25 protein-coding genes and 5 pseudogenes are annotated in these 26,301 nt (G+C 69.4%); 21 read left to right on the forward strand and 9 right to left on the reverse strand.

What is annotated here, in order from left to right; genetic code table 11:
- Nucleotides 1-30: 30 nt before the first annotated feature.
- From ACZ7L5_RS30465 to ACZ7L5_RS30485, 5 genes are read left to right on the forward strand one after another with little or no spacing between them, the layout of a single operon-like run.
- Nucleotides 31-603, forward strand: a complete 573-nt coding sequence (locus tag ACZ7L5_RS30465) for a hypothetical protein (protein WP_471520572.1) — start codon at nt 31-33, stop codon at nt 601-603.
- The gene (locus ACZ7L5_RS30470; protein WP_471520574.1) at nt 600-2,183 is read left to right on the forward strand and encodes a hypothetical protein; all 1,584 of its coding nucleotides are present in this window, start codon (nt 600-602) and stop codon (nt 2,181-2,183) included. Before ACZ7L5_RS30465 ends, ACZ7L5_RS30470 begins: the two co-directional genes overlap by 4 nt.
- Before the next feature lie 12 nt (nt 2,184-2,195).
- Nucleotides 2,196-2,807 (forward strand): hypothetical protein, encoded by a 612-nt coding sequence (locus tag ACZ7L5_RS30475; RefSeq protein WP_471520576.1) that lies wholly within the window; start codon nt 2,196-2,198, stop codon nt 2,805-2,807.
- The gene (locus ACZ7L5_RS30480; RefSeq protein WP_471520578.1) at nt 2,804-3,208 is read left to right on the forward strand and encodes a hypothetical protein; all 405 of its coding nucleotides are present in this window, start codon (nt 2,804-2,806) and stop codon (nt 3,206-3,208) included. The genes ACZ7L5_RS30475 and ACZ7L5_RS30480 overlap by 4 nt, the downstream gene beginning before the upstream one ends.
- A 10-nt stretch (nt 3,209-3,218) precedes the next feature.
- Entirely contained in the window at nt 3,219-4,004 is a 786-nt protein-coding gene (locus ACZ7L5_RS30485) for an SMI1/KNR4 family protein (protein WP_471520580.1), read from the forward strand.
- A 4-nt stretch (nt 4,005-4,008) separates the two neighbouring features.
- Here ACZ7L5_RS30485 and ACZ7L5_RS30490 read toward each other — a convergent pair whose 3' ends face one another.
- Nucleotides 4,009-5,643 (reverse strand): ISL3 family transposase, encoded by a 1,635-nt coding sequence (locus ACZ7L5_RS30490; protein ID WP_471520582.1) that lies wholly within the window; start codon nt 5,641-5,643, stop codon nt 4,009-4,011.
- 90 nt (nt 5,644-5,733) lie between these two features.
- On the opposite strand from ACZ7L5_RS30490, the gene ACZ7L5_RS30495 reads away from it, so the two are divergent.
- From ACZ7L5_RS30495 to ACZ7L5_RS30515, 5 genes and pseudogenes are all read left to right on the forward strand, one after another.
- A complete protein-coding gene (locus tag ACZ7L5_RS30495) occupies nt 5,734-6,675 on the forward strand; it encodes an AAA family ATPase (RefSeq protein WP_471520898.1) in 942 nt (313 codons plus the stop codon).
- Nucleotides 6,676-6,679: 4 nt separating this feature from the next.
- A complete protein-coding gene (locus ACZ7L5_RS30500; protein WP_471520584.1) occupies nt 6,680-7,588 on the forward strand; it encodes a TniQ family protein in 909 nt (302 codons plus the stop codon).
- Nucleotides 7,589-7,949: 361 nt separating this feature from the next.
- A complete protein-coding gene (locus ACZ7L5_RS30505) occupies nt 7,950-8,732 on the forward strand; it encodes a hypothetical protein (protein ID WP_471520586.1) in 783 nt (260 codons plus the stop codon).
- A gap of 73 nt (nt 8,733-8,805) precedes the next feature.
- Nucleotides 8,806-8,994, forward strand: a pseudogene (locus tag ACZ7L5_RS30510) (telomere-protecting terminal protein Tpg); the annotation flags it as partial.
- 134 nt (nt 8,995-9,128) lie between these two features.
- A complete protein-coding gene (locus ACZ7L5_RS30515) occupies nt 9,129-9,317 on the forward strand; it encodes a hypothetical protein (RefSeq protein ID WP_471520588.1) in 189 nt (62 codons plus the stop codon).
- Nucleotides 9,318-9,389: 72 nt separating this feature from the next.
- Here ACZ7L5_RS30515 and ACZ7L5_RS30520 read toward each other — a convergent pair.
- Both ACZ7L5_RS30520 and ACZ7L5_RS30525 read right to left on the reverse strand, forming a co-directional pair.
- A pseudogene (locus ACZ7L5_RS30520) lies at nt 9,390-9,578 on the reverse strand (transposase); the annotation flags it as partial.
- 116 nt (nt 9,579-9,694) lie between these two features.
- Nucleotides 9,695-10,177, reverse strand: coding sequence for a hypothetical protein (locus tag ACZ7L5_RS30525; RefSeq protein WP_471520590.1), 483 nt, complete (start codon nt 10,175-10,177; stop codon nt 9,695-9,697).
- Between the two features lie 279 nt (nt 10,178-10,456).
- On the opposite strand from ACZ7L5_RS30525, the gene ACZ7L5_RS30530 reads away from it, so the two are divergent.
- Nucleotides 10,457-10,984: a hypothetical protein gene (locus tag ACZ7L5_RS30530; RefSeq protein ID WP_471520592.1), complete on the forward strand. Its 528-nt coding sequence runs from the start codon at nt 10,457-10,459 to the stop codon at nt 10,982-10,984.
- Here ACZ7L5_RS30530 and ACZ7L5_RS30535 read toward each other — a convergent pair.
- On the reverse strand, nt 10,899-11,405 hold the full coding sequence (locus ACZ7L5_RS30535; RefSeq protein WP_471520594.1) for a hypothetical protein: 507 nt from the start codon (nt 11,403-11,405) through the stop codon (nt 10,899-10,901). The two genes, ACZ7L5_RS30530 and ACZ7L5_RS30535, sit on opposite strands and share 86 nt — an antisense overlap.
- A gap of 165 nt (nt 11,406-11,570) precedes the next feature.
- Here ACZ7L5_RS30535 and ACZ7L5_RS30540 point away from each other — a divergent pair, with 165 nt between their 5' ends.
- From ACZ7L5_RS30540 to ACZ7L5_RS30550, 3 genes and pseudogenes are all read left to right on the forward strand, one after another.
- A complete protein-coding gene (locus tag ACZ7L5_RS30540; protein ID WP_471520900.1) occupies nt 11,571-11,879 on the forward strand; it encodes a restriction endonuclease in 309 nt (102 codons plus the stop codon).
- Entirely contained in the window at nt 11,840-12,166 is a 327-nt protein-coding gene (locus ACZ7L5_RS30545) for a restriction endonuclease (protein ID WP_471520596.1), read from the forward strand. The genes ACZ7L5_RS30540 and ACZ7L5_RS30545 overlap by 40 nt, the downstream gene beginning before the upstream one ends.
- A pseudogene (locus ACZ7L5_RS30550) lies at nt 12,153-12,814 on the forward strand (IS5 family transposase); the annotation flags it as partial. The gene ACZ7L5_RS30545 and the pseudogene ACZ7L5_RS30550, both read left to right, overlap by 14 nt.
- Before the next feature lie 21 nt (nt 12,815-12,835).
- Here ACZ7L5_RS30550 and ACZ7L5_RS30555 read toward each other — a convergent pair.
- Nucleotides 12,836-14,066 (reverse strand): annotated as a pseudogene (locus ACZ7L5_RS30555) (IS110 family RNA-guided transposase).
- A gap of 343 nt (nt 14,067-14,409) precedes the next feature.
- Between ACZ7L5_RS30555 and ACZ7L5_RS30560 the strand changes: the two are divergent.
- Nucleotides 14,410-14,691 (forward strand): annotated as a pseudogene (locus tag ACZ7L5_RS30560) (IS5/IS1182 family transposase); the annotation flags it as partial.
- Nucleotides 14,692-14,706: 15 nt separating this feature from the next.
- Here the strand turns inward: ACZ7L5_RS30560 and ACZ7L5_RS30565 are convergent.
- Both ACZ7L5_RS30565 and ACZ7L5_RS30570 read right to left on the reverse strand, forming a co-directional pair.
- Entirely contained in the window at nt 14,707-15,006 is a 300-nt protein-coding gene (locus tag ACZ7L5_RS30565) for a hypothetical protein (RefSeq protein WP_471520598.1), read from the reverse strand.
- A 401-nt stretch (nt 15,007-15,407) separates the two neighbouring features.
- Nucleotides 15,408-16,337 (reverse strand): AraC family transcriptional regulator, encoded by a 930-nt coding sequence (locus ACZ7L5_RS30570; protein ID WP_471520600.1) that lies wholly within the window; start codon nt 16,335-16,337, stop codon nt 15,408-15,410.
- A 113-nt stretch (nt 16,338-16,450) separates the two neighbouring features.
- Between ACZ7L5_RS30570 and ACZ7L5_RS30575 the strand changes: the two genes are divergently transcribed.
- Nucleotides 16,451-17,176: an NAD(P)H oxidoreductase gene (locus tag ACZ7L5_RS30575; RefSeq protein ID WP_471520602.1), complete on the forward strand. Its 726-nt coding sequence runs from the start codon at nt 16,451-16,453 to the stop codon at nt 17,174-17,176.
- Between the two features lie 206 nt (nt 17,177-17,382).
- Here ACZ7L5_RS30575 and ACZ7L5_RS30580 read toward each other — a convergent pair whose 3' ends face one another.
- Nucleotides 17,383-17,811: a hypothetical protein gene (locus ACZ7L5_RS30580; RefSeq protein ID WP_471520603.1), complete on the reverse strand. Its 429-nt coding sequence runs from the start codon at nt 17,809-17,811 to the stop codon at nt 17,383-17,385.
- A complete protein-coding gene (locus tag ACZ7L5_RS30585) occupies nt 17,766-18,452 on the reverse strand; it encodes a DUF7824 domain-containing protein (protein WP_471520605.1) in 687 nt (228 codons plus the stop codon). The genes ACZ7L5_RS30580 and ACZ7L5_RS30585 overlap by 46 nt, the downstream gene beginning before the upstream one ends.
- Nucleotides 18,453-18,905: 453 nt before the next feature.
- On the opposite strand from ACZ7L5_RS30585, the gene ACZ7L5_RS30590 reads away from it, so the two are divergent.
- Genes ACZ7L5_RS30590 through ACZ7L5_RS30610 form a run of 5 tightly spaced genes read left to right on the forward strand, consistent with a single transcriptional unit; the run spans nt 18,906 to nt 26,298 of the window.
- Nucleotides 18,906-19,415, forward strand: a complete 510-nt coding sequence (locus ACZ7L5_RS30590; protein ID WP_467482713.1) for a hypothetical protein — start codon at nt 18,906-18,908, stop codon at nt 19,413-19,415.
- Nucleotides 19,415-20,803 (forward strand): hypothetical protein, encoded by a 1,389-nt coding sequence (locus tag ACZ7L5_RS30595; RefSeq protein WP_471520607.1) that lies wholly within the window; start codon nt 19,415-19,417, stop codon nt 20,801-20,803. The genes ACZ7L5_RS30590 and ACZ7L5_RS30595 overlap by 1 nt, the downstream gene beginning before the upstream one ends.
- Nucleotides 20,800-22,296, forward strand: a complete 1,497-nt coding sequence (locus ACZ7L5_RS30600; RefSeq protein ID WP_471520609.1) for a VWA domain-containing protein — start codon at nt 20,800-20,802, stop codon at nt 22,294-22,296. The genes ACZ7L5_RS30595 and ACZ7L5_RS30600 overlap by 4 nt, the downstream gene beginning before the upstream one ends.
- A gap of 52 nt (nt 22,297-22,348) precedes the next feature.
- Nucleotides 22,349-23,461 (forward strand): ATP-binding protein, encoded by a 1,113-nt coding sequence (locus tag ACZ7L5_RS30605; protein ID WP_467482709.1) that lies wholly within the window; start codon nt 22,349-22,351, stop codon nt 23,459-23,461.
- On the forward strand, nt 23,458-26,298 hold the full coding sequence (locus ACZ7L5_RS30610; RefSeq protein WP_471520611.1) for a DUF5682 family protein: 2,841 nt from the start codon (nt 23,458-23,460) through the stop codon (nt 26,296-26,298). The genes ACZ7L5_RS30605 and ACZ7L5_RS30610 overlap by 4 nt, the downstream gene beginning before the upstream one ends.
- Nucleotides 26,299-26,301 lie beyond the last annotated feature (3 nt).

The following is a 26,301-nucleotide window of genomic DNA, read 5'->3' on the forward strand; positions in this document are numbered from 1 at the left end:
TGGCGGGCCCGGCAGCGGCACCGGCCGGGAATGCAGTTCATGGTCTCGACAGGCCGGCATCACGGGTTCGAGTCGCTGGAGGAACAGCGGCTGCTGCTCGCGCTGGACTTCGTGCGGGTGACGGAGGTGTTGCCGCAGCCGTTTCGGCTGGTGTTCGAGCACTCTGCGGGACGCGCCGAGCACACGCCAGACTTTCTGGCCGTCATGCCCGACGGTGGCCGGTGGCTGTTCGATGTCCGGCCGCGCCGGCTCATCGAGCACGCGGACGCGGTCAAGTTCGCCGCAACGGCGGAGGTGGCGGCTGCCTGCGGCTGGCGCTACTCGGTGGTGGCGGGTTGGCGGCCGCACGTGATGGGGGTGCTGGATGCGATCTCGGCTCAGCGCCGGGACCGGGACGATCCCCTTGCGCTGCAGGCTCAGCTGCTGCGGGCAGTGGAAGACCGGTCGGTGCCCTTCGGCGACCTGGTCGCGGCGACGGCTTTGCCGGTCGTGTCTCGCGCGCATGCCCTGCACCTGATCTGGCACCGGCGGCTCGGGGCCGACCTGGGCGAGCCCCTGCGGGACGCCTCCGAGGTCTGGCCGGGCGAGGGAGTCCAACGGTGACCGGAGGAGGGCTTCTCGGCGTCTGCTGGATCGTCGAGGCGGTCCTGCCTCAGACCGGTCAGGTCAGGCTGCGGGACCAGGACGGGGAAAGTCGGGAGCGCTCGATCCGGTGGCTGATGCACCACCCGGATGCCCGGCCCGCACAGGTCTCCAAGGCGAGAAGTCCGGACCCTACCGGGCAGCCGGCGGAGGCGGCCGACCTGTCCGCGGACCAGCTGGCGCGAGCCCGGCTGCGGGCGGAGCACGTGCTGGAGGCGGAGACCGGTTACCGGCTGGGCGATGCATCGAGGGCGTTGCCGGGCGAGCCGCGGCCGGCCTACGACCCGTTGACGACGACGGTGACCGAGCGACGGCGGGCGAAGGCCGCGGAGTTGCAGGCACTGGACAGGGACGAGGCCGCGCGGCTGGGCCTAGCCCGCATGAGCGTCCGCACGCTGGAGCGGCTGGCGGCCACGGGTCTCAACGAGATGGTGATGGCTTGCGCTGACGGCCGCTGGACACGCCGCAGCGGAGGACACCCAAGCATCACGGAGGAGATCCGGGAGGCGATTTTCGCGGTCAGGCGGGAGTGCGTGCAGCGTTCGCGGATCAGCATGCGAGCCCGGCATCGTCTGCTCCACCAGTACATCCGCGAGACATTTCCCAAGTTCCCGCCCGAGGAGATCCCCGGCCGCACGACACTAACCACGGTCTGGAGGGAGTGGTTCGGCCCGGACGGAGCCCGGCAGCGATACGTCCGCTCGGCAGAGGCGGCCAAGGACGCGTCCCAGCGAGTGGTGGTGCACCGGCCCGGTCAGGTCGTCGCTCTGGACTCGACTCCGCTGCCGGTGAAGGTCCGCGAAGCGGTCTTCGGTGATCCGGTCTCGGTGATGCTCACCCTCGCGCTGGATCTCTACACGCACTCGATCGTCGCGTTCCGGCTGACCCTGGTCTCGGACACCTCAGTGGACATCGCGATGCTGCTGCGGGACGTGATGATGCCGCTGCCCATGCGGGAGGGCTGGGGCGAGGAGATGGAGTGGCCCTACCCCGGGGTTCCGGCCGCGGTGGTCGCCCAGTTCGCCGGCCACAAGGTGGCGGCTCTGCCGTTCTTCGCGCCGGAGACGGTGACCACCGACCACGGCGGCCCCTACAAGAACCACCACGTCGTGGAGGCTGAGCGGACGCTGGGCTGCAACATCCTGTTCGCCCGCGCTCTGCGGCCGACCGACAAGTTCGCGGTCGAGCGGTGCTTCTCGGCGGTGAAGTCTCTGCTGCTGGAACACCTGCTGGGCTTCACCGGAACGGATGTCGCCGACCGCGGCGCCGACCCGGAGGCCGATGCGGTGCTGTCGCTGGCCCAGATGGAGAGCTTGATCGCGGCCTGGGTCGTCCGCGTCTGGCAGAACCGGATCCTAGGCGAGTACGCGCCGGCCTGGGGCCCGGGTGAGGACCACAGCCCCAACACGCTGTTCGCCGCGGCGATGCAGCAGGGCGGGTTCGCGCTGCAGATCCCGAAGCCCGAGCTCTACTACCGCCTGCTCAAGGCCCACCACGTGATGATCCACCCCGGCCGGGGAGTGAAGATCGGCGGGCTTTGATATCACGACCCGGTGCTGGACGAGGACCGCTTCCGGCAGCCGTCCGCTCGAGGCGGGCGTCACAAGGGCAAGTGGGTCGTCCGCTCCGACCGGCGCGACCGACGAACGGTCTTCCTCCAGGACCCGGCCGCCCACGACCTTTGGCACCCCCTGCGCTGGACCGGGCTTCCGCCTGAAGGCGAGGTGCCGGCCTTCTCCGACAAGACTGCCGAGGCCCTGCTCGGCGAGGTCCGCCGACGCAGGCTGGCTCCCCGCACGGACGCCGGCCTGCTGCCTGTCCTGCTCGAGTTGTTGGGGTCGGCCATCCCGGTTGCGCAGTGGCCGACGCAGATGACCAAGCGTGAGCGCCGGACTCACTCGCGCCGGACCGCCCAGGGCCAGGCCGCCGCTGCCGACCGGGGGCCGACGGAGCTGCCTGCGCAAGAGACGACGCGCCTGCCCGAACAGGCCCGCACCGTCACCGAGGCTGTCGATGCCGACCGGCGCCGTCGTCGTGAGGTAGTGGTCCGGGCAGAGTCCGCCGACCCAGTGCCGCCGCGGCTGGGTGCGTCGTTGCGCAACCGGCGCATGTTCCTGCTGCCTGCCGACGAGGACGAGGTCGCACAGCCGAAGGAGAACGCGTGATGGAGGACCTCGATCCTGCTGTCCGGGCCAAGATGTTCGCCGCCAAGCAGCCACGTCGGAACACCTACGCCGGCTGGCAGCACTACCGCAGGACCCGCGATCTGTTCGTGCCCGCGCCGAAGCTCTCCTTCGCCCAGTGGCGGGCCCTGAGTCCGCACCGCCGGTCGCTGCACGACATGCACCGCTCGGCGACGCATGTGAATCTGCCGCTGCAGGAAATACCGATGTCGTTGAAGGAGTCGAAGCTGGTCAACCGCCGTCTGCGTAACAACGCGCTGAAGAAAAGGGCCTCGACCTGGCCAGGGGTGATGGTGATGCCGATCTCGAATTTTGGCTGTGGCGGATATTTCGTGATGGCGACGTTGGAGCCGGTGGATGTTGGAATCCTCATGGCCGCGTAGGGTCGGCCGGATGGATGACAGGTTCGACGTGGCTGAGGCACTGGCCGGGGGTTGCCCAGACCGAGCGGGGGCGTGGGAGTTCATCAGAGAGTTCGCAGCAGCCTGGGCCACCCCTTTGACCTCGTCTGATGGGTTCGCCGCCGGCGAGGTGCAGCAGGCGGAGGAAAGGCTGGAGCTGGATCTGCCGGTTGCTCTGGCGGAGGCTTACAAGTTGTTCGGCCGACGCAGGGATCTCGTTGCGTGGCAGGATCCCCTCCTTGAGCCCGATGAGCTCCTTCTCGATCCTTCTGGTCATCTCCTGCTCTTCCGCAGCGAAAACCAGGGCGGTGCAGGCTGGGGGGTGCGCCTGACCGACCTGTCACAGGATGACCCGCCTGTAGCTCTGTTCTCCGATCACCTGCCGGAGCTCACGACGTGCCCGTTTTTGGACCGTGTCTCGCTGGCTTGCGTGGAGATGGTTCTGAGCGAGGCCGTTATGGCCAGGTCCGGTGGGACACAAGGGCGTGCGTGTCGAGCATCGAGCGAGGTGGTCGCCTTCGTGGAGGCCGAGTTCGCGCCGGTTCCACTGCCGCCCCACCCTGCATGGTTCGAACCGACGGGATTGCCCGTGCGGTGGTTCTCCTCGCCTGGCCTGCTGCTCCGGCTTGAACCCGGACTCGTGGGCCTCGACCTGGTCGTGATCGGAAGGACTGAGGCAGACCTTCAGCACGCTATCGACATGCTCCCAGGTGAATGGCCCGCCCCGCGTCCGCTGACGGCGCCCACCGACGGTCACGACATCGAACTCCCCTTCTGAAACTTCATGGCGGCTGAGCCAGGACAAGGATCCTCAAGAGACCGAACGAAGCGCGTCCGTATGACCGGCGCTTGATCAGCTTGATTCTTGTGACCTGCCCCTCGACCGCCCCTGAGCTCCAGTTCAGAGTGAGGCCGTTCACGACGGCCGCCCAGTCGTTTTGGAGGAAGGCTGCGAAGCCCTGGACCGGCTGCGGTCCTTCCTCCAGCGCGCGTGTCATCCAGTGGGTGAGGTCGTGTCCTCGGCGTTCGCGGGCGATGACGCTGAACTCGTGGGCGAGGTCGCGGGCGATGGCCAGGTCCGGGCAGGCATCCAGGATTCGGTTGAGCTGCTTGCTCTGGCTGTCGGTGAGGGAGTCGGGGCGACGCATGATCCAGGTGGTGATGCGGCGGGGGCTGGGTATCGGCTGGTGTGGTTCGGGGGCGGCGGTGCCGGCGCGGAGGGTCGCGATGTACTTGGTGACCACGACGCGGCTGCCCCGGTAGCCGCGTTCGCTGATCTCGCGGAAGAGGCTGGCGGCGTTGGTCGCGCCTTCGCGGAAGCGTTGTTGCAGGTAGGGCTTGAACTGGTTGATGTGGCCGTTGGGGCGCCGTTCGCGTGCAGAAGCAAGGATCTGGTCGAGGTCGGTGGTCAGGTAGTGGCGGATGGTCTTTCGGTCCCGGCCCAGATGACGGGCGATGGCGCTGATCGTCCAGCCCCGTTCGCGCAGGCGGTGGATGTCGGAGTGCCACTGACGGACTCGGGCCAAGAGCTGGTTGTCAGGCGGGTCGTCGGGTTCCGGCGGCCCGATCAGCGCCGCCAAGGCCACGGAGGATGGCGGCGCCTGGCGCGGATCGAGATCGTCGGCTTCGGCGTCTTTACGCAGGCAGGCACGATGTTGGTGGGCGGTTTTCTCGACAGCGCGGGCCAGTGAGTGAAGCAGATGCCAGTGGTCTGCGACCTGGATCGCGTCGGGAGCGGCGCGGGCGGCGGCTTGGCTGAAGGTGCTGCACCGGTCTCGGCAGATGACCTTGATGCCAGGGTGTGCGGCGAGCCAAGCGGCCACCGTGTCCGCGGTGCGGTCGGGCAGGAGGTCGATGGGCCGTCTGGTTTCGACATCGATGAGCACGGTGCCGTAGGTAGCGCCCCTGCGGAACGCGAACTCGTCGATCCCCAGGACCGTGACCTGGCCCGACGGCGGGTCCGGGAGCCGTCGGACCTCCCGAACGATCACGTCTCGGCTCGCTCGCACCGGGACGTAGCTGGCGAGTCGGGAGCCGGCCCGGCCGCCCACGGCCAGCCCGATCGCCTGCACCATCCGGGAGGCCGCCAGCGTGCGGCGCCGGTAGGGCGTGGTCAAGGACGGGACCTGCTCCGCCATGGTCCGACGGGAGCACATGTCGTTGTCGCAGAAGAACCGGCGGATCTTCAGGCGCAGCAGCATCCGTCGCCCGCCCAGTGGACGATCGGCCAGTCGCCGCATGTACGTGCTGTGCACGCGCGCCGCCAACATGCCGCACGACGGACACGTGACCGTCTGCTGCCGGGCATGCAAGTCGATCCACACCACACCCCCGACGACTTCCACCCCATCGACGGCCAACCCCTCGACATCAGGCCACACCAGATCCCAGAAACGTTCGTCCCCCACGTACACCATGCTGGACAACGGACATCACGGGATGTGGCGGATGTTTAGGACTGTCCATCACGAAATATCCGCCACAGCCAGATTCAAAGAGCGCCATCAATTCAGGGCAAGACCGAGACCGTCTGCGAAGTCGCCGCCGCCTTCGAGGACGACTGGCTGGCCATGCACAACTACCTCAACCCCACCGCCATCGAGGGAACCCTGGATCTGCACGCTCCGGTGGTCTACATCCAAACGCCGGTCACCGCGAAGCCGAAGAGCACGTGCCAGACGATCCTGAACTTCTTCGACGCACCCACCAAGGGGATGACGCTGCCCCAGCTGATCAACCAGGTCGCATGTTCCCTTGACGATCACGGCGTCAAGGCCCTGATCCTGGACGACGTCACCCGCCTCCGCATGCACCGGGCCGACGACCAGGACACCCTCGATCTGATCCGGGCCTTCATGAGCATAAACGTCACACTCATCCTGGTCGGCGCCGACATCCCCGGCTCAGGTCTCCTGCGCGAGGCGAAGCGCGACGTCCAAAGCGGCCAGTGGCGTTTCCCGCCGACCGACCACACCCGCGTCCACGGTCTGGAAGTCACCCAGACCGAACGTCGCTTCGACCTCGTCGAACTCGACCACTTCCGCTACACCACCCCCGACGACATCACGGCCTTCCACCACCATCTGCGCGGCATCCAGAAGAACTTGCGGCTGCTGGAGGCACCAGCGGACATGCTCACTGCGGGCACGATGCCCGAGTACCTCTTCCGCCGCACCGACGGCGTCATCGGCCTGCTCGAACGGCTCATCGAGGACGGCTGCCAAGAAGCGATGGGCAGCGGCAAAGAACTGCTCGACGAGAACCTGCTCGACGAGATCATCATCAGCCTCGACGATCCCAGCCGCGACCCCCGCGCTGGTGAAGTCCCACCGGTCCCGCAGGCCACTCCGGCGGACAGGCCACAGAAGACCGGCGGCAAGGGCAGGGGCCGCGGCAGGAACACCGTCTTCGACGACCGCGGCCCGAGCGCCGCACCGGCTGCCGGCTGAAACCGTGGATCAGCCCGTTGCACTGCCCCGCAGTCTGCGTCCCCTTCCCAGCGAAAGCCTGCCTGGCCTCCTCCTCAGACTCGGCCACCGGCTGGATCAAGCTCCCGGCGAGATCGCCGTCCGCACTGGCCTGGCCATCAAGGCCGCTGCCCCGATGGTCGGTCCCCTGCTGATGCTCCAGCCCGAGGAAGTCACGTCGTTCGTCTTCGCCACCCGGTTGACGAACGCCGCCGCCAACCGCCTCACCCTGCGTTCGTTCGCCGACCGAAGCCCTGCCGTCGCCGACGCCCTCACCCGCCCAGGCCGGCCGTCGCTGTTTCGCCGCCGAGGGTTCTTTCCTCCCTGGATTCTGGGAGCGAGCACTCGCTACTGCCCCACCTGCCTCGCCGGCGACGAGACCGAGATTCAACGGCGGCACGGAGGCCCCTGGAAGATTGAATGGCGCCTGGCGACCGTTTTCGCCTGTCTCGACCACGGCATGTTCCTGCGCGAGCTATGCCAGGCCTGCCAGCAGCCCGCCCACAGCGGCTACCGCGGCAACAAACAGAAGCTCGTGCCCGCCAGCTCCGCGACCGGACTGCACCCCGCCCAATGCCGAAACACCGCCTCCGGCCTGCCGGGCGCCCCACTCTGCACCACCCGGCTCGACGGCCCCCACGAGACCTACCAGCCCGCCCTCACCCCCGACATCGCCAGACTCCAGCGCTGGATCCTCAACCTCCTCGATGCCGCCCAACCCCCAACCCCGGCTCTCACCGCCCTCACCGATCTGCAGACGATCTCCGCCGTCGTCTGCGCGACCTGGCCCGCAGCAGCCACGGTCACCCCCGAGAGGAATCTGGCCCACGCAACAAAAGCAGACCCCCGCAGCGAGCCTGACCGCGACCGCGAAGAGCTATCGCTGGGCAACTAAGCCTCCGTCCTTCGCCGCCACTGCTGGCCTTCTGGACATCGCCGCGCGGCTGATCGCCCTGCCCCTGGAAGCGCGACATCACGCCATCACCGCGCTGCTGGAGCGAGCACCGGTCCCGGCCACGGCCGGCTGGGGCAAGACCTGGGCCAGGCACAGCACCTCCGGCTCAGCTGCCCTCCAGGCCCACATCCAAGACGGCTTCGCACGACGCCTGTCGCCGAGCGGAGCCCTGCGTCGCAGCAGGGACGCCCCCATCCGTCCGATCCACCCCCGCGGCTACCTTCCCGAACACATTCCGCAGTGGCTCCCGAACGACTGGTTCGCGTTCCTGACCGAGGACACACGGCGCCATTCGATGGGAGTGAGCCGCAGCTTCCGACGCTTCTGCGCACTCCAGCTCGTCCAGATCACCACGGGCATGCCGCGACACCAGGCCGCCCGGTTCCTCGGCATCCCGGACGCCTGGCACCAGAACCAACCACTGGAACTCCCGGACCGGAGGCACGTCTTTCACCGTCTGACACCGTGGCTTGACCACGCGTTCGAAGACCTCACACGACACATCTCGCGCCTGCCGCACCCCACCGACTACCGCAAACGCAGGCAGACCTTCGCCGATTGGACACTGCGCCCCGAGGAATGGGGCATGATCCGCGAGGGCCTCCCACGCACCACAAGGCGCCCTGATGAACAGCTCCGCAGCTGCTCATCCGCCTTCATCTGGACGCTCGTGACCGGTAGCGAATGGCGTCTGGCTCCCAACCTCCGGACCGAAGACCCAAACCGCGAACAGGCGATCACCACACACAGCCCCCAGTACTGGATCATGCAGCAGCTCAGAGGCCCGACGATGCCCTTCTACAAGCTGCTCAGAGAATCCCTCAAGCGATACGCCGGCCAGTTGGCGGAAGCCGACAGCGCCAACCTGTGTCCCTCAGTGACAGGAACGGCGCTGGGCTCGCCAACTATCGTCGACCAAACTCGCCAACTGCGTTCGACCACCCACGCGTCACCTGCGGGATTCCTCCGGCCGTCCGCCAACTATCAGCAGCCGTCACATCAACCCTCCCGCAACGGCGGACCGACGCCGGGACGCCGGAATCTGTCCACAGGGGACTGGCCTGACCCTGGTCCGTATAGATGATCAGAAGACCAACCCGGCGCCGGCCCTGCTCCGGCGCAAGCTCTTCGAGGGCCTCGGACGGGCCGAACGGGCCTTGCTCACCCGTCCCGCGCCGAAACCCCCGCGAGCCCAGATGAAATTCCTTCTCACGCGCGCGAAGGGCTCCACGGCGGCCGTAGCCGAGCGCCTGGGCGTCACCCGGCGCACCGTGGAGCGCTACCGCTCAGGCGCCGTCAAGAGGCCGCAGAAGCGCCTCCAAGCGGCTTTGATGGAGAAGACCGAGGCGCAGTGGCAACCGCAGGTCAGGTCGCAGGCGAGGCAGCGCGCGGCCACGTCTGGAGGGTCGTCATCTCCTGCCGGGCCTTCTTCGGATTCGGCCCGGCGGGCAGCTCGGATGCGGGCCGGATGAGGGACGTCATGACCGCCGTCTCGCCCGCATACGCCGACCGGATCCTGGCCGCGCGAGAGAGCGGAGCGACGGACGATGACGTGCACGAGCTGGTTGCGGAGGCCATCGCCGACGCCCATTTTCGCATGGAAGGCGGCGGGCGCGCGGGCCTGCACGTCGAATTCAAGGACATAGAACGGCTCGATATCTCGTTTTAGCCCCACGAATTCACGGCTGCTATAAGCCTGTCTACGGCTGCCGCGCCCACCCTGCGGCAGCCGGATTCCCCGTCACATGCTCTCGCCGGTGAGTCGGCGGGCCATGAGGTCGGTCACGGCGAGGTGAATCATGGCTTCGGAGCGGGCCGGGAGGGTTTCGTAGTCGCGGGCCAGGCGGCGGTGGAGCATCAGCCAGCCGTAGGCCCGCTCGACCGTCCACCGCTTCGGGATCGGGATGAAGCCCCTGGTCCCAGGGGTGCGTTGGTCATGGATCCTCATTGCGTGGACAGGGTCTGTCAAACGAACGTCTTTCAGTCCCCGGCGGGCCCGCGTGCTCCAGCCGATGTGCCCACAGAGCCCCTGGTGGGCGGTCTGCTTCAGGACGGGCGTTCGGTGGTGAGGGTGATGCGGCCGTCTGTCCAGGCGGGTAGGCGCCGGGCGAGTTTCTTCAGTGACGGGCCCCGTACGTGGTGCAGATGTACCACGAGTCTCGTGCCGAACAGCGTCTGGAAGTGGGCTCCGAGGCCCCGTCCAGTGCCGGTGAACATTTCGTCGGCCGGGACGTCCGGCTGTGGTGGTTCGTTGATCCGGTACACGCACAGGGCCTGTCGGTCCGGGACCGGTCCGGGGAGAACGGCGACCGCTCGGACCGCCGGCCAGCCCAGTTTGATCACGGGGACGTATCCGAATGCCTGGTGGTACGCGACTCCTTCGGGATGGAAACGGACAGCCGGGTCGTCGGGGCGGGCCGGTGTGGGCCCGCCCGTGTACGCGCGGATCGTGGTCAGCAGCGTGCTTCCGGGCCGGTAGAAGAGTGACTGCCGGTAGAGCTCTCGGTAGTGCGATGACTCGTGACCCACCTCGCGACTCCTTCACAGGCTCGTTCGTATGGCTGATAGTCGCATGAGCTGGTCGCTTGGGGTGCGGTGGAACGGGCCGCTTGTGATCGTTGGAGACGGTTCTCTTGGTCGAAAACCCATCAGGCCAACTGCCCAGCCGACGCGGGAGATTGGAAAGGGCACACTGTGCCGACGAATGAGAGGCTCGTGTGAGCACCCCCGCCCGCCGCCTCCGCGCCCCGCGAGCCGGTCGACCAGGCGAAGGTCGGCCGCCGCTCGGTCCGCCGACGCGCCCGCGGCATGGCCCACCCGGAGGCGGCGGCCGCCCTCGAGGAAGCCGAGCTGCAGCAGCACCTGGACCGCGACCGCGAGGACCTGGCCGGCGATGAGCGCAGCCCGGCCGAAGTCGCGGAGTGGACGCGCATCGTGCAGCTGCTCGCCACCACCGGCGGCGCCTACGACCCGGACTCCGACGCCGTGGTCCAGGACGAACTCGCCGCCGACGTCGAACGCGAACGCGAGAAGCAGCTGGAGGACGACAAGCGCCGCCAGGAGGAAGACGCCGAAGCCGCCCGCCGCGCCGCCCTGCTGGACTCCCTCAGCGAGGACGAGCAGGCCGCCGTCAACCGGCTGCCCGACTCCGCCCCCGCGGCCGCGGGGGCGGAGTCGGGCACACACTGCTCGCCCGCGCGTACAAAAGCGGCGCAGCCCAGCACGAGGGGACCGCATTCGAGGCCCGTCCTCAAGCCGGCAGGTAGCGATCCACGTCGAGTTCGGCGCGCAGATGGGAGATCAGCTCTTCACGCGCGCTCTTTTCAGCATCGATAAGACGCTGGTGCACGGGGTCCGAGCTCGTCTCCGGAACGAGGATCCTGTCGAAGGACTGCTCGAAGTGACCGCCCTCGATCGTTGCCGCGTGGAGGACCAGCGCTGCGTCCGTGGCCTTCTTCCAAAGATCACGGGTCTCCGGCGACGCGAACAACGCAACGCGGGCGTTCAGCTGCGTGCGCAACTCGTAGTCCTCCGCAGTCTGCGGTCCGTACCCGACAAGGAACTCGTCGGAATCGGCGGCGAAGGACACGCGACCGCCCAGGTGGGTCAGCAAGTCGAGGTAGAGGCCGGACCGACGATCCCAAAGATCCTTGGCGCGGGCTTCCGCACGTTGGTTCCGCGCCTGCAACCAGACGGCACCGAAACTGCCCGCAAGGGTAAGTCCGCCACCCAACAGGACTCCCAGCAACTGATCCACACTCGCTTTTCTCGCAGCCGTCGGCCGACCCGAAGCCGCTGTCGACCTCGCTGCGTTCCTCACCCGCGCGCCGTGGAGGATCAGAACTGATCTGGCAGAAATGTCAGTGGGCTCTGCAATGGTGCCGGTGTGAATACTGCCTCTCAAGCAGCCATCCTGTGGCTGATGCCGGTCTTGGTTTTAGCGTCTGCGGCGACCGGGTGGGTGCTGGCGACAAGACGGCACGGACGACGGCCTGCCTCCACCACTCCGTGCCAGCGGGTCTGCTGCTCTCCGGCCCGTGTCGATGGACTCGACCATCGTGAGTTCGAGTACCTCATCCGCGATCTCATGATCCGTGACGGCGCGGACGAGGTGAGGAGGGTGGGTGGAGCGGGTGACAACGGAGCCGACGTCGTGGCAGTTGACCCAGCTGGCCAGCGCTGGATTATTCAGTGCAAGCACCGCAAGCAAGGGATCGCAGGGGCCCCGTAGGCGTCCGCGAGTTCCAGATTCTCAACGGTACGGGACGCCCTGTGCACAAAGGTGATGTAGTCGTCTTGGTCACCAACGGTGCGGTCACGAGGACGGCACGCAGTTTCGCCCAGGACCAGAACCTCCACGTCATCGACCGCCACTTGCTGGAAGACTGGGTGCGAATGGCGCGTCCTGTATGGGATCTACTCGGAATCACACGTCGAGCCTGCACAACTAGGGGTTGCCTGGTCGATCATGTGACTGTCGCCTGGTCGGATCGTTGGCTTGTGTATGGGGCGGGGTGAACGCGGTGATCTGTCGGACGCGGAGTGGGCGCGGCTACAGCCGTTCCTGCCGGTGAGCAACGGTCGGTGCGGGCGGTGGCGTGATCACCGGCAGGTGATCGACGGGATTCTGCACCGGGTTCGGACGGGGGTTCACTGGCGCGATCTGCCGGAGCGGTTCGGGCCGTGGAAGACGGTCTACGAGGGCCATCGGCTGTGGTCGGCGGACGGCACCTGGGAACGGCTGCTGCAGCAAGTCCAGGCCGCGGCCGACGCGGCGGACGAGATCGACTGGGACATCTCGGTGGACTCCACCATCGTGCGCGCCCACCAGCACGCGGCTGGCGCCCGCATCGACCCGCCGCCGGCCCTTGCTGGATCAAAGGGGGACGAGCTGGTCGAACACCAGGACGAAACTCCATGGCAGAGCCTCGTCGGCCGGCTGGTGAAGGTGGTGCGGGAGGCGAGGGCCTGGGCCGCTCGCGCGGCGGCTTCACCAGCAAGATCCACCTGAGCGCGGATGGGCACTGCCGCCCGCTGTCCCTGATCGTCACTCCGGGGCAGCGGGCTGACTGTACTCAGTTCGTTCCGGTGTTGGAGAGGATCCGGGTCCCCCGGCTCGGGTTGGGCAGGCCTCGCAAGAAGCCCGACAGTGTCGCGGCCGACAAGACACCCCATGCAGCTATGGGGTCAAGCAGCTGTTGCGAGTGATGGCGGTGCCGGCCGGGCGAAGGCGATCCCTTCGTCGAACTTCTGGCGAGTGGTCAGGCAGTGATGGAGCTGGCCTATTAGGCGGATGAACAGATTGCGGAGTGCAGCGTGGTAGCGGTCGTTGGCTTGTCGTCGGCGGTTGTAGTGAGAATGGGCCCCGAGTGAAGCGGTGAGTGCGGCGAACGCCCAGTGCCGGCCGGCCGCGGCCAGGCGGCTGTTCTTGATCCGGCGGTGGCTGACGCGACGGCTCTTGCCCGATTCCCTCGTCACGGGGGCGCTTCCGGCGTAGGCCTTGAGATCTCGGGCCGTGTCGAACCGGGTGCGGTCGTCACCGACTCCGCGAGTATCCGAGCACCGGTGAGCACGGCAAGTCCGGGGAAGCTCGTGATGATCTCCGCATCGGGGTGCTGCACAAAGAGTTCCTCGGTGTCGTGCGCTAGCTCGTCACATGCCCGGCAGGCCGTCTCGAGCTGGGCCAGCAGTGCGCGTGTTTTGGTGGCCCATCGCCTTCTCGACCAGGGCTGGTTGGCGAAGCCGGGGCTGGTGGAGCACTTCGAGGAGCCGGTCGGTCTCGGCCTCGATCCGGCGCTGGCGGCCGGCCCGTGTGACGGCGGCTCTGAGCCTGCTTCGGGTGAGCCGAGCAGCCTCGGCCGGAGTGGGCGCGATCGCCAGGATCGTGCGGGCTTCACGCGCCAGCAGCCGTTCCCGCTTGTCGGCGAACGCCTCAAGGATCGCCGGGTAGTACTCACGCAGGTGCGACCGGAGCCGGTTGTGGGCCCGGGTCCGGTCCCAGACCGCGTCCTGCTGGGCCCTGGCGAGGACTGCAATCGCCCTGGCCAGGTCAGAGTCGTCCGGCAACGGCCGATGCAGCTCGGCGTCGGTCCGCAAGATGTTCGCCAGGACAACGGCGTCCTGATGGTCGGACTTCTTGCCGGAGACCACGTGCCGGTCGCGGTAGCGTGCGACAGCCATCGGGTTGATCGCATACACCCGGCGGCCAGAGGCCCGCAGACAGGCCACGAGATGTCTCGATTGCTATCGGGATCGGATCGTCCGGATTGTCGCCGTGCTCGGCGAGCAACCGAAGCAGTTCCTGGAAGCCCGCTGCGTCGTCGTCGATCCTGAGCTTGCCGAGCAGCCGAGCGTCCCGGTCGACCAAAGCAACGTCGTGGTGATCCTCTGCCCAGTCGATTCCGCAGGTCACGTCCAACGCGCGCTCCTTTCGGGCTTTCCCTGTCCGTCGGTGTCAGGCCGCGGCAGGACCACCCGGCGACCTAATAGAAGCGCTCGCGGGCGCACCACCCCATCAGCCGTCCGTGGCCCCAGCAGTGTCCAGGGTCCTCGCTCTCGTGAAGAGCTCCACGGCTCCGGCTGATCGGGAGGTGTTCCTGGGAACGGCTCGAACCACGGCACGCTATGGCGACCGAGCTCGAATCGGCAGAGGCCGTGCACGCGTCCCTCTTGTCGAAGCACTCCCAGGCGCTGCATACAGCCCAGACGTCTCGCGCGGCCCCTGCCAGGACTGACAACTGCCAATCCACAGTGCCTATTAGGCCTACAGCAACGGTCCCTGCCGTCAGTATTTGCGGCGCCGCAGCATCCGGCACACGATCCCGGAGAAGGCCGACAGTCAGACCGCCCGCCTGCGCAGGGGATCGCGTGGCGGACGGCCACCAGGCTTTGACAAGGGCCGGTACAAGAAGCGCAACACCGTCGAGAGGACCATCAACAAGCTGAAGAACTCCCGTGCCGTCGCGACCCGTTACGAGAAGCGCGGGTACGTCTTCCTCGGCACCGTCACCGCAGTCACCCTGGTCATCTGGCTCCGCACATGACCACGTGCCACGACGTCAACTCACCGAGGCGCCCGGCGCCAACGCCAGGCCCGCTGCCGCGAGGAAGTCCTCAAGGCCGCTGACACCGCTACTGGTGCCGTCGTCCCATTCGATCAGGAGCCCCGAGCGGCCCTCGTTCCACGACTCCGGACTGTCATCGAACCCAGGGTCGGGATGCCACTCGACGCAGCCCTCGCCATGCCGGTATCGGAGATACAAGTACTGGCCATCTGCCGTCCAGGCATCCCACTGCGACGGGCAGGCAGAACACGTCTGCACAACCCGCACCAGCTTTCGGCCCTCGTCTGTATCCATCCGAGGATGGTCACGCACCAGCGGACCCTTGGCAATCGGCTTCAGGCTGCCGGCACAGGCGCCTCAAGTAGCGGCCAGCCGCACACCGTCAATGATCGGCCGGACAGCTCCTAGTAGGACTTGTCCGGCCGATCATGCGAGTGCGCTTGTCCTGGTCGTTGATGTGAACATGGGGCGGGGCGATCTGGCAGATGCCGCGGGGGAACGGCTGTGGGCGAAGAGAGGGCACACCAGGGCGTGGCGCCGTGGCAGAGCCTGGTCGCCCGTCTGGTGGAGACGGGACGTGGAACTCCCCTTCATGATTCATGACCTGGTGTTCGCTGCCGAGCGACAGTGACGGTTCCAAGGGAGCCGAGGCTGCCGGTGCTGGTCGCTGAACGACAAGCTCAGGCCGACCGAAATCAGGCCGCCGCGGCGCGGAACGTGCTTGGGCTCAGGCCCTTGTGGCGTTTGAACGCGGCACTGAAGCCGAACGCGTCGGCATAGCCGACGGACCTTCCGATCTGGGCGATGCTGAGGTCGGTGTCGGTCAGAAGCGCCCCGGCCTCGTCCATGCGGCATTCCGTGAGGTAGGCGAGGGGCGGGCGGCCCATCAGCTTGGTGAAGCGCTTGGCGAACAGCGCCCGGGAGACGCCGGCTCGGGCGGCCAGCGACGCCACCGTCCACGCCTCGGCGGGCCGGTCGTGGAAGGCCTGCAGGGCGGGGGCGAGGACCGGGTCGGCAAGGCCCCGGTACCAGCTGGGCGCGTCGGCACCGGCCTGTTCGAACCAGCTGCGCAAGGTGCACACCAGGGCCCAGTCCAGGAGCCGGTCCATCAGCGCCTGAGAACCGGCCGAAAGTTGGGCGGCGTCGGCGGCGGCAGTCTCCAGCCAGGCACAGACCTCGACGTCCTCCTTGATCACCAGGACGGGCGGCAGGGCACGCAGGAGCCGCTCGTGACGGTGGCCCGAGGCGCGGTAGGCGCCCACGATCAGCGCGGTCGCCTCCTGCGAGTCGGTGCCCCAGTGGATACCGCCGAGCTCCTGGGCGGTGCACTCGGCGTCCCTGGTGAAGCAGGCGATCTCGTACGCGGCGTGGGAGCTGTGGACCGTGGTGGGATGGTCAGCGAGATGGAACGGTGCGGGGCCGCGCACGATGGCCGTATCGCCCACGCCGACCGCTCGCTCCATGCCGTCGGGCAGCAGCAGGGTGCCCCCGCCGCGCAGCACGCTGATCATGGTGAGCGGTGCCTCGTAGGCGAAGCGGATGGTCCAGGGCGCCGTCAGCACGGCATGGCTGACGACCGAGCCCTCGGCCCGGATGCCACTCAGGAGAGAACTCAGCGGATCCACGAGACACATCGTAGACGATCTCCTATGTTCCGGAGCGTTTCTCCCATGGATCATCTACGGCATCGCGGCTGTACTGGATTCATCGAATCGACCGAGACCAGCCGGGAGACACCGTGACGCAGCACGACAGCCACGCCAGGACCGCCCTCGTGGTCGTCGCTCACCACCGCACCGATTCCCTCACCGCGCACACGGCCCGCCGTGCCGCCGTCCGGCTCGAAGCCGCCGGATACCGCATTGACCTGCTCGACCTGCACGCCGAGGGGTTCGACCCACGGATGAACATGTCGGACCAGCCGGACTGGGGCAACAGGGAAAAGGCGTATTCGGACGAAACGCACGCCCACATGCAGCGCATCCTCGACGCCGATCTCGTGGTCGCCGTCTTTCCGGTGTACTGGCAGAACGTGCCCGCCATCCTCAAGGGCTGGATCGACCGCGTATGGAACTACGGGTTCGCCTACGGCCGCAGCAAGCCCCGCCTCGCCGGCAAGCGCATGCTGTGGCTGGGCCTCGCCGGCGCCACTGCCGACGACCCCGTCGTGGAGGGGATGCAAGCCCTTCTCGAGACCAATCTGAGCGAAGGCATCGCCTACTACTGCGGCTTCTCCCATTCCACCGTCGGCCTGCTCACCGACGCGGAGGAGCGCCCGCAGCGCGTCGACGCCGAAGGCAACCTCCTGATCGGCGAAGCGGTCGCGGGCGCTGAGCGAGAGGCGCAGTACGCCGATCTCGACCGGCGTGCACGGGAGCTCGTGGAGAAGTTCGTCGCCGATGGGCTGTACCCCAGGGTGTCGATGATGCGCCGCATGTGCGTCAGCTGTCCGACGGGTCGTTGAGCCCCTCTTGATCTCGGTAGCCACATGATCCGCCGGACATGGCCCGGGGCGCGCATGCCGGGGTACCGTGCGAACGGGGTCATGGCGTCCCCGGCGGTGTCATGGCGTCCCGCAGCCGTCGCGGGCTCTTCACGACGAGCGCCGACCCCCGCCGGGCCGCCAGCTCGCTGAGGCCCTCGACGGGTGGCAACGGGCGTCGGCTCCGCTCAGCGCACTCGGCGGCGAGGGTCAGCAGCCTGCCCAGGCCGGCCGCTGAGCAGACAGGCCAGCACGATCGCGACGTCGGGATGGGCACCGCCCTGGGCCGCCAGGGTGAGGGACTCGATGACTCTGGAGACCTTCAGACAGCCCGGCCCGGTGAGGAGCGCGCCGAGGTCCCGGCCGAACTGTTCCTCGTCGAGGTCCTGACGCGCGGCGAACATGAGGAAGGCGTCGGCGGCGGCGACGCGTTCGGCGGGACGGTGGGCCCCCAGACGGTGGGCGAGAGCGAGCCGGACCGCCGTACCGGCGGGGCCTTCCGCGTCCGCCAGCGCGGGCAGATGGACGGCCGCGCTGCGGCGCGAGGACTCGGCCCCCTCGGCGAAGGCGGTCAGCGTGCGGGCGGCGACGATCTCCCGGTGCCGGGGCAGGACCATGAGCCACAGCGGCAGCAGACGTGGCCACGCGCCCTCCGACTCGAAGACGCCGCAGTGGTCCCCGTCGGCCAGGTAGGCCCCGGCCAGTTCGCGGAACGGTTCACCGAAGTCGTGGAGCGGTCGGTGAAGTCGGGCACGGCGGCCCTCGCCGCCACGGTTTCTTGCTTCTCCCACCATGTGTCGTGCTGCCATGCCTCCAGCGGCGTGAGGCCGGTGTCGGGCACGGCCAGACCCTGGTCACGGAGCCATCGGGCGAGCCGCAGGGCCTCCGGCGTGCCGAGGGCCTCGGCGGCCGTGGCGGCCCGCCCGGCGTCGTCGTCGTGCCGCACGCGCAGCAATGCCTGCTCCAGGTCGACCCGGCCCGGGCGCGCTTGTGACCGGTGGTAGGCGGCGAGCCGTTCGACGAGGTCACCGGCGGCGATGGTGCCGTTGGACCAGGTGGGGGTGGCCAGCAGGAGAGGGGTCGTGTCATGGTCCCGCAGCCGCCGGATGACCTCAGCCCAACGGGCGTGCAGGACACGGTCGAAGACGGCGTGGCCGCACGGCATCCTGTCGTGGACCCCGACGCCGTTCAGGTCGGCCGGGAACACAGCGGTGTGAGCGGCGACGACCTCGTCGGTGACGCTGACCTGGCCACCCAAATCACCCGGGCCACCCGGGCCACCCGGGCCACCCGGGCCACCCGGACCACCCGGGGCAGCGGGATTACCGGGGCCACCCGGACCACCCGGCCCCCCCGGGACAGCGGGATCACCGGGGCCACCGGCGGCGGGACCGGCAGGGCCAGCGGGACCACTTGGCTCACCGGGGCCGGTGGAGTCACAGGCCATGGCACGACCAACGTCGACGTCAACGCCCCGCTGCGACGCGGGCCCTGCAAGCACGCACCCGCGGTACGCATCGTCCGACGGGCGGTGGCCGTCGGCACCCGGTGAACCCCGACAGGAGGGTGGCCGGGCCGGGTTGCCGTGCCGAGGGCGCATCGAGCGGCAGGACCGGCCGATCGGCGTTGTCAGTGCCTGCCAGTAGGTTCTGTGACATGCCGCCTCGTGCGGCGTCGAACCTCATTCCCCTTGGTGTGCAGAGGAGCTGGTGTGTCGTCAGGCTGGGAGCATTCGAGTACGGCGCGGGTGATATCGCCCGCCCGGCCGCGCAAGCTGGCCAAGGTCCCGTTCGTCGAGCTGGCCGACGGGCGTCTTCAGGGTGTGGTCTCCAGCGGCTCGGACATCGGGCGGGTCTATGTCTCGTCCGTGGCCGCCGCCCGGTTCGCCTTCGCGTGCAGCACCAACAACAACCGGCCCTGCGGAGGCGCCCGGGGCGGGTTCTGCAACCACATCCGCGCCCTGATCGGTGAGGCCGTCCTGCAGTACGGCGGCGCACGCGTCGCCCGCTACCTGCGGGCCGAGACGGAGGACGCCCCGCAGCCCGACGCGCAGGGCATCGAGGCCGTCATGGCCGCCACCGGTCCCGCACAGGCCGACAGTTCCGCCGCGGCGGCGGTCTTCAACCGCTTCCTGCGCCACCTCGCCTACCTGGAGCTCGACGCGGACACCGCGCCCCTGCCGGAGATGCAGTGGTTCCCGCCGACCAGGGTGGTGGCCTGATGCGTGCCGACCTGCTCAGCGAACCCGTCGACGGACTCGACGAAGCCCTCGCCGCGGTCGACGCCTTCGACGGCGCCCTCGTCGCCGGGCTGCTGCGGCCCCAGCCCGCCCAGGCCGCCGGCCTGTCGCAGCTCGCACACGCCGTGGCCGGATCGCCGCTTGCGGCCAAGGTCACCGAAGCCGCCGAGAAGGCCGCGGCGGGCGCCGCCGGCGAGGACCACTTCGTCGCCCTGGCCGCCGGCCGCGCCGCACTCCTCGGCTCCGTCCACGACGCCCTGCTGGCCCGCGCCCAGGAGGCGACGGGCCGCATCCCCGGTGAGGACACCGAGGTGGCACCGGCCGGGCAGCGGGAGGCCAACCTCCAGGCCGCCGCCCGCGCCTGGCTGGCCGACCTGGCCCGCGCCGGGTGGCACGGCATCGACCACGAACTGGTCGCGGGATCCGCGCAGATCGTCGCCGCGATGCTCCCGGACCCCGCCCTGCGCCGCCTGGCGACACTGCTGGACGGCTTCGCCGCCGAGCTCGCCGCGTCCTGCCCGGGAGCCACCCTCGAGCGGGTCCCCGCGCGCCGCTGGGCCGACCTGTGGTCGCGCGGGATGCTCCTCACCCTGCCCGGCGCCGCGAGCGCCCCCGCGACCGGCACGGCCACGGGCCGGCTGCTGCCGCTCGGCGTGGACCTGCACGAACACGCCACCGCCGCCCAGGCCCAGGTCCACGCGGTGCTCGAACCCGCCGACGGGGGCCCGCCGCGCCTGGTGCGTGCGAGCGTCTCGGTGCCGAAGCCGGACACCGTCGTGGCCGCCGGAGTGTGGCAACTGCTGCGCCCCCACATGTCACTGCTGTCGGCCGTCGGCGAGGGGCGTGCCATGGAAGTGACCGACATGCCGGTCACCGGCGAGGGCGATCTGATCTGGAGCGACGAGCGGGCGCGCACCGGCGAGCCCGCCGACGCCTTCGCCACCGCCCGCGTCGCCCTGCCCACCGCGACCCTGCCGGCGACCGCGCCCCTGGACCGCCACCCGGCGCGCATCGCCGTGCCCGTCTTCCTCGACGGCTACACCGCTCAACAGGACGACGAGAGCGTCACGTTCACTTTTGCCTCGGGCACGGTCACCGTCGACACCGACCGTATCCCGGCCGCCGGGCCGCTCACCCCCGGGGCCGTCGCCAAGTCCGGCGCCTGCCTCGGACTGCTGCGCTGGGACGCCGGTTCGTTCCGGGTCCAGCCGCTCGCCGTGGAGACGACGGTGCGCAAGAAGCCCGTCACGGTGCACGCCGGGGGATGGGCCGGAGGTACGACCGACAAGGCCGGCGCGAAGGCGGAGAAGGCCGCCACCGACGCGGTGGCCGTGCTGCGGGAGCGGGCGGGGAGGCTGCTGCGGACATGACGGAACACATTGCGACAGCGGACAGCACCGGCCCGGACGCCGACGCGAACCGCCGGCAGGCCCTGTACTGGAGGCTGCTGGCACGCCTCTTCGACCACGAGGAGCAGCCCACGCTTGAGTCGGCGAGCCTCGCCGTCGTCGAGGACGCCGGCCTGCCCACCGCGCTGCTCGACCCCCGGGCCTCCATCGACTCGATCGTGCAGCGCCACCCCGCTCTGGCCGCCGAGTTCGACGGCCTGATGACGGTGGAGCCGGACCCCGAAGACCCCCAGGGCTTCGAAGATTCCCAGGACCCCCACAGCTCGCGCGACCCCGACAGCTCGCGCGACCCCGGCCGCGACGGCGAGCGTGACCGGTCGGCCGAAGTGCGGCGCGCCGCACTCGTCTCCAAGGTCCTGCTCAACGTGTTCTCCTCTCCCTCCGGCACTGTCACGGCCTCCCAACTGGCCCGCTGGCAGTCGGACGCGGGCTGGCTGGAGCGTGCCCTCGGCTGCGAGCCGGGCGATCTGCGCGGCAGCCGCCGCGGCGGCGGCGCGGGAGCGGGCGTCAGCCCCTTCGGCTCCGGCGGCGGCGGCACCACCCCCGACCTGAGCCGGCTGATCCCGGAGATCGGGCCCGACCTCGGCACCATCGAGGCGGACCTCGTCAACCGGATGCGGCTGCGCGAGGTCCTCGCCGATCCCCAGCTGGCCGCCCAGCTGACGCCGAGCATGTCCCTGATCGAGCAGCTGCTGCGCGACAAGAACAACCTCTCGGGTGTCGCCCTGGCCAACGCGAAGTCACTGATCCGGCGCTTCGTCGACGAGGTCGCCGAAGTGCTGCGCACCCAGGTCGAGAAGGCGACGGTCGGCGCCATCGACCGCTCCATCCCGCCCAAGCGGGTCTTCCGCAACCTCGACCTCGACCGCACGATCTGGAAGAACCTCACCAACTGGGACCCCGAGGAGGAGCGGCTCTACGTCGACCGGCTCTACTACCGGCGCACCGCCCGCAAGACGACACCGCAGCGGCTGATCGTCGTGGTGGACCAGTCGGGCTCGATGGTCGACTCGATGGTCAACTGCACCATCCTCGCCTCCATCTTCGCCGGGCTGCCCAAGGTGGACGTCCACCTCATCGCGTACGACACCAAGGCACTCGACCTCACGCCCTGGGTGCACGACCCGTTCGAGACGCTGCTGCGCACCGACCTCGGCGGCGGCACGGACGGCACGGTCGCCATGGCGCTGGCCCAGCCGAAGATCGCCGAACCGCGCAACACCGTCGTGGTGTGGATCTCCGACTTCTACGAGTGGCAGAGCGAGCCGCTGTTCGAGTCGATGGCCGCCATCCACCGCTCCGGGGCGAAGTTCATCCCGGTCGGATCCGTGACCAGCGCCGGCCGCGGCAGCGTCAACCCCTGGTTCCGGGACCGTTTCAAGGACCTCGGGACACCGGTGCTCTCCGGGCACATCCGCAAACTCGTGCACGAGCTCAAGGCGTTCCTCACCTGAACCCGCCTTCCGTGCCTCCCACACTTCACTTTCGTACCTGAAAGGCCCTGACATGTCCGAACTGCTGCGCGCTCCCGCCGAGATCAAGTACGCCGAGGAGCTGGACTGGCTGGAGTCGATCGACGACGGCCCCAAGCCGTTCTCCTGGCGGCTGTCGCCGAAGATGGTCCGCCTGTTCGTGCTCGGGTCGGAGCGCTCCGACGGCCTGGACCGGGAGATCTCCCAGAAGTGGTTCGGCGACCGCAGCTTCGTGGAGCGTTCCATCGTCACCCTGGCCTCCGACCGGGGTCTGCTGCTGATCGGCGACCCGGGCACCGGCAAGAGCTGGCTGGCGGAGCTGCTGTCCGCCGCGATCTGCCGCAGCTCCACGCTCGTCGTGCAGGGCACGGCCGGCACCACCGAGGACCACATCAAGTACTCGTGGAACGTCTCCATGGTGATCGCCAAGGGGCAGTCCCGTGAGTCGATGATCCCCTCCCCGATCATGACGGCGATGGAGACCGGCGCGATCGGCCGCTTCGAGGAGCTCACCCGCTCCACCAGCGACGTCCAGGACGCCCTGATCTCGATCCTGTCGGAGAAGTACATCTCCGTCCCCGAACTGGACAGCGACAGCATCGTCTTCGCCAAGCCCGGCTTCTCCGTCATCGCCACCGCCAACAGCCGCGACCGCGGGGTCAACGACCTGTCCTCCGCTCTGAAGCGGCGCTTCAACTTCGTACGCATCCCGGTGGTGACGAACAAGAAGAGCGAGGCGGAGATCGTCCGCTTCCGCACGGAGGAACTGCTGCGCCGCCACAGCATCGAGCTGGAGGTGCCGCCGACCCTGCTGGACGTGCTGCTGCAGAGCTTCGCCGATCTGCGCGCCTCCGCCGCCTCGGCGGGCAGCGACGACGAGAAGCTGGAGTCGGCGCTGTCCACGGCCGAGCAGATCGGCGTGCTGGAGGACGCGATCCTGCACAGCAACTTCTTCGGCGAGCGCGCGCTGACCGCCCGCACCCTCGCCTCCTCCCTCGTCGGCTCGCTGGCCCGGCGCGAGCCCGAGGACCTCGCCATCCTCAACAAGTACCTGCACGGCGTGGTCGAGCCGCGCAGCAAGGAAGAGGGCGGCTCCTGGCCGGAGTTCCTCGACGGCGGCCGTGACGCGATCGCGACCCTGTCGTGAGCGGCGCACTTCAGCGGAGCGACCGCGGGCAGGGGACGGCCGACGGCACGTTCTCGGCGCTGCGCACCCAACTCCAGGAGGCCGCCGCGGAGTTCGCCGGCGGTCCCGACGCGCTGGAAGGCATCCTTCTCGGCATCGTCGACGACGTCGACCGGGCCGTGCGCGAGCCGCTGGAGATCTTCCCGGTCTGCCACCACTCCCCGGCGTCCGCGCTGGCCATGGCCCGGCGGCTGCGCGAGAAGCAGCCGAAGGTCGTGTACCTGGAGCTGTGCGAGGACATGGCCCCGCTGCTGACCGAACTGCGCAACTGCCGGCTGCCGGTGGCCGTCCAGGCGTTCGCGAGCGAGGTCGACGGATTCCCCGCCGAATGGTCTCCGCTGTCGGTGGTCGCGCCGGTCACCGAGGCCTCCGCCGAGTACCAGGCGATCGCGTACGCCCTGGACACCCCCGGTGTCGAGCTGGTGCTCGTCGACCGCTCCTCCGACCACGTCTTCCAGTGGGACGCGCGGGCCCGCCGTGCCGCCGAGGCGGCCGGTGCGGACGCGCCGCCCGCCGAGGAGGAGGCCGCGCTGCACGGCGACGCGGTCGGCGTGGAGATCGGCGACCTGCGTCCGCGCTTCGCCGCGCTGGAGGAGCACCTGCTGCGCCACGGGCGGGTGCGGCACTGGTCGGAGTGGTGGCACCAGTACGTCGAACTGCCGCTCGGTGACAGCGACCACGACACCTACCGGCAGGTCATGCTGCTCATCGGCAGCCTCTTCCGGCGCCTCGCCCCCGGTGACGCGCACCGGGTCCGGGTGGACGAGGACCGCGAGCGCTACATGTGGACCCGCATGCGCGCCCATCTCGCGGCGAGCGGCACGGACCCCGAGGACTGCCTGTACGTGTGCGGAGCCTTCCACGCGGCCAGCCGGGTCGCGGAGTTCGGCGTCGACGGCACCGACACCTTCGTGATCGAACCGCGGACCGCCACGACGTGGCAGCACGGACTTATCCCCTCCAGCCATGCGGCGATCGAGGCGCAGTTCGGCCTGGCCGGCGGCTCGGTGTCGATCGCGGCGACCCAGTGGGCGAAGAACCTGAAGCGGACCGGCGTACGGCCCTACCGGCTGGACGGGCAGGCCGGCACCAAGCGGTCGAAGGCCAAGAAGACCGCCGTCCCCGCAGTGCCCGCGCCCACGGCCCCGGCGTCCGACCGGCTGACGGGCTTCCTCCAGCGCCCGCCCGTCCTCGACCACCTGGACGAGGCCGAACTGCTCGGCTGGTCGGTGGACATCGTGCGCGCCGCACGCCGGGGCGGCTACCTCGCCTCCACCGCCGACGCCATCGCCGTCTTCGAGACGTCGATCCTGCTGGCCGGGATGCGCGACCGCGCGCGGCCCACGCCGTACGACTTCCAGGACGCGGCGGTCACCTGCATCGAGAAGGACGTCGTCCCGGGCCGGCGTGACGTGCGCCGGCTCGTCGAGATCATGATGGGCGGCGACCGCGTCGGCCAGGTCGGCTACGACGCCCTCCCACCGCTCGCCCGCGATGTGCACGACCGGCTGGCTCCGCTGAATCTCAAGCTCCAGCAGCGAGGTGTGCAGCGGGCGCTGCTGGACATCGCGGGCCGGCCGGAGCTGGAGGCCTGCTCCGATGTGCTGTGGATCCTGCGGCGGCTCATGCCCCAGGGCGCCGTACGGCCGATCATGGGCGAGCGCACGCTCGGCGAACGGTCGATCCAGGAGTCCTGGGACCTGTCGCTCGGCACCCACCAGCGCACCCTGATCGAGCTCGGCTACGAGGGCGTGAGCATCGAACAGGTCCTGGAGCAGCGCCTGCGCCGCTCCGCGTACGGCCCGCAGGCCACGGCGGCGACGGTGCTGGCGGCGGTGGAGGACGCGACGCTGTATCTGGGCAGCCGTCGTCTCGCCGACGAACTCGGCGGGCACGCCCTGGCGGTCCTGACCACCGAACGCGGGGTCGACGGCGCGCCGGAGGTCCTGCAGCGGGTACGGCGGCTGCTGGCGTACTACCGGACCAGCGAACCGGTGCTGCCGCCGTGGATCGAGTCCTTCGTCAAGGCCGGTTACGCGCACTACTGCACGCTGCTGCCGACCGCGTTCACCGACGAGGACGCGACCGTGCGGCAGGTCGCCGCCATGCTGGGCTTCCTGTTCAGCATGGAGGGCCTGGCCCTGTCGCTGGGGTGCGACCGCACCCAGCTCGAACTGGCGGTCGCGCAGTCGCATCCGCAGGACCCGGAGAAGGTGGCGCTGCTGTGGTCCGCCCAGACCCACCTGGGCACCCTCACCCGCGCGGAACTCGGCCGCCGGTGCGACGCCCTGCTCGGCAACCCCCTGGTCGTGCCCTCCTACCCGCGCTATCTCAGCGGCTTCCTGCACGCCCTGGTCCCGCTGCCGGCGCTCACCGAGTTCGTCGTGGAAGCGGTGTCGAACGCGTTCGCACGGCTGCCGGACCCGGTGCTGCTGCCGTGGCTGCCGAGGCTGATCAGCACGCTGCGCGGCAGCGGCGCCGAACTGGCCCCGCTGCTGATCCGGGAGGCCGGGCGGATCTTCCCGGGCCGCCTCGCCGCGCTGGACGAGTGGGTGCCGCCGTGGCGGATGCGGCAGGGTGCGGAGACCGGGTTCACGCCCCCGCCCGGCGACGGACCGAGCGGCCCCCGGGGTGCGGCGCTGCTCGCCACGCACCCGGCGACATGCGACGCGTTGGCCGCACTGCTGGGTTGCGAGCCCACTTGGCAGCCGGCCTCACCCGGACCACGAGCCACCACCCTCCTGGACCGCCACCCGTCCACGGCGCGAGCACTGGAGGCACTCCTGACCGGCCCGTGACAC

This window comes from Streptomyces sp. NPDC107528 (genome assembly GCF_055639295.1).

Bases quoted from the DNA above. Each gene is read 5' to 3' on its own strand.
- ACZ7L5_RS30465 (WP_471520572.1), top strand. From the start codon at position 31: ATGCAGTTCATGGTCTCGACAGGCCGGCATCACGGGTTCGAGTCGCTG.
- ACZ7L5_RS30485 (WP_471520580.1), top strand. From the start codon at position 3,219: ATGGATGACAGGTTCGACGTGGCTGAGGCACTGGCCGGGGGTTGCCCA.
- ACZ7L5_RS30490 (WP_471520582.1), bottom strand. From the start codon at position 5,643: ATGGTGTACGTGGGGGACGAACGTTTCTGGGATCTGGTGTGGCCTGAT.
- ACZ7L5_RS30515 (WP_471520588.1), top strand. From the start codon at position 9,129: ATGACCGCCGTCTCGCCCGCATACGCCGACCGGATCCTGGCCGCGCGA.
- ACZ7L5_RS30530 (WP_471520592.1), top strand. From the start codon at position 10,457: ATGGCCCACCCGGAGGCGGCGGCCGCCCTCGAGGAAGCCGAGCTGCAG.
- ACZ7L5_RS30540 (WP_471520900.1), top strand. From the start codon at position 11,571: ATGCCGGTCTTGGTTTTAGCGTCTGCGGCGACCGGGTGGGTGCTGGCG.
- ACZ7L5_RS30565 (WP_471520598.1), bottom strand. From the start codon at position 15,006: ATGGATACAGACGAGGGCCGAAAGCTGGTGCGGGTTGTGCAGACGTGT.
- ACZ7L5_RS30580 (WP_471520603.1), bottom strand. From the start codon at position 17,811: ATGGTCCTGCCCCGGCACCGGGAGATCGTCGCCGCCCGCACGCTGACC.
- ACZ7L5_RS30595 (WP_471520607.1), top strand. From the start codon at position 19,415: ATGCGTGCCGACCTGCTCAGCGAACCCGTCGACGGACTCGACGAAGCC.
- ACZ7L5_RS30600 (WP_471520609.1), top strand. From the start codon at position 20,800: ATGACGGAACACATTGCGACAGCGGACAGCACCGGCCCGGACGCCGAC.
- ACZ7L5_RS30605 (WP_467482709.1), top strand. From the start codon at position 22,349: ATGTCCGAACTGCTGCGCGCTCCCGCCGAGATCAAGTACGCCGAGGAG.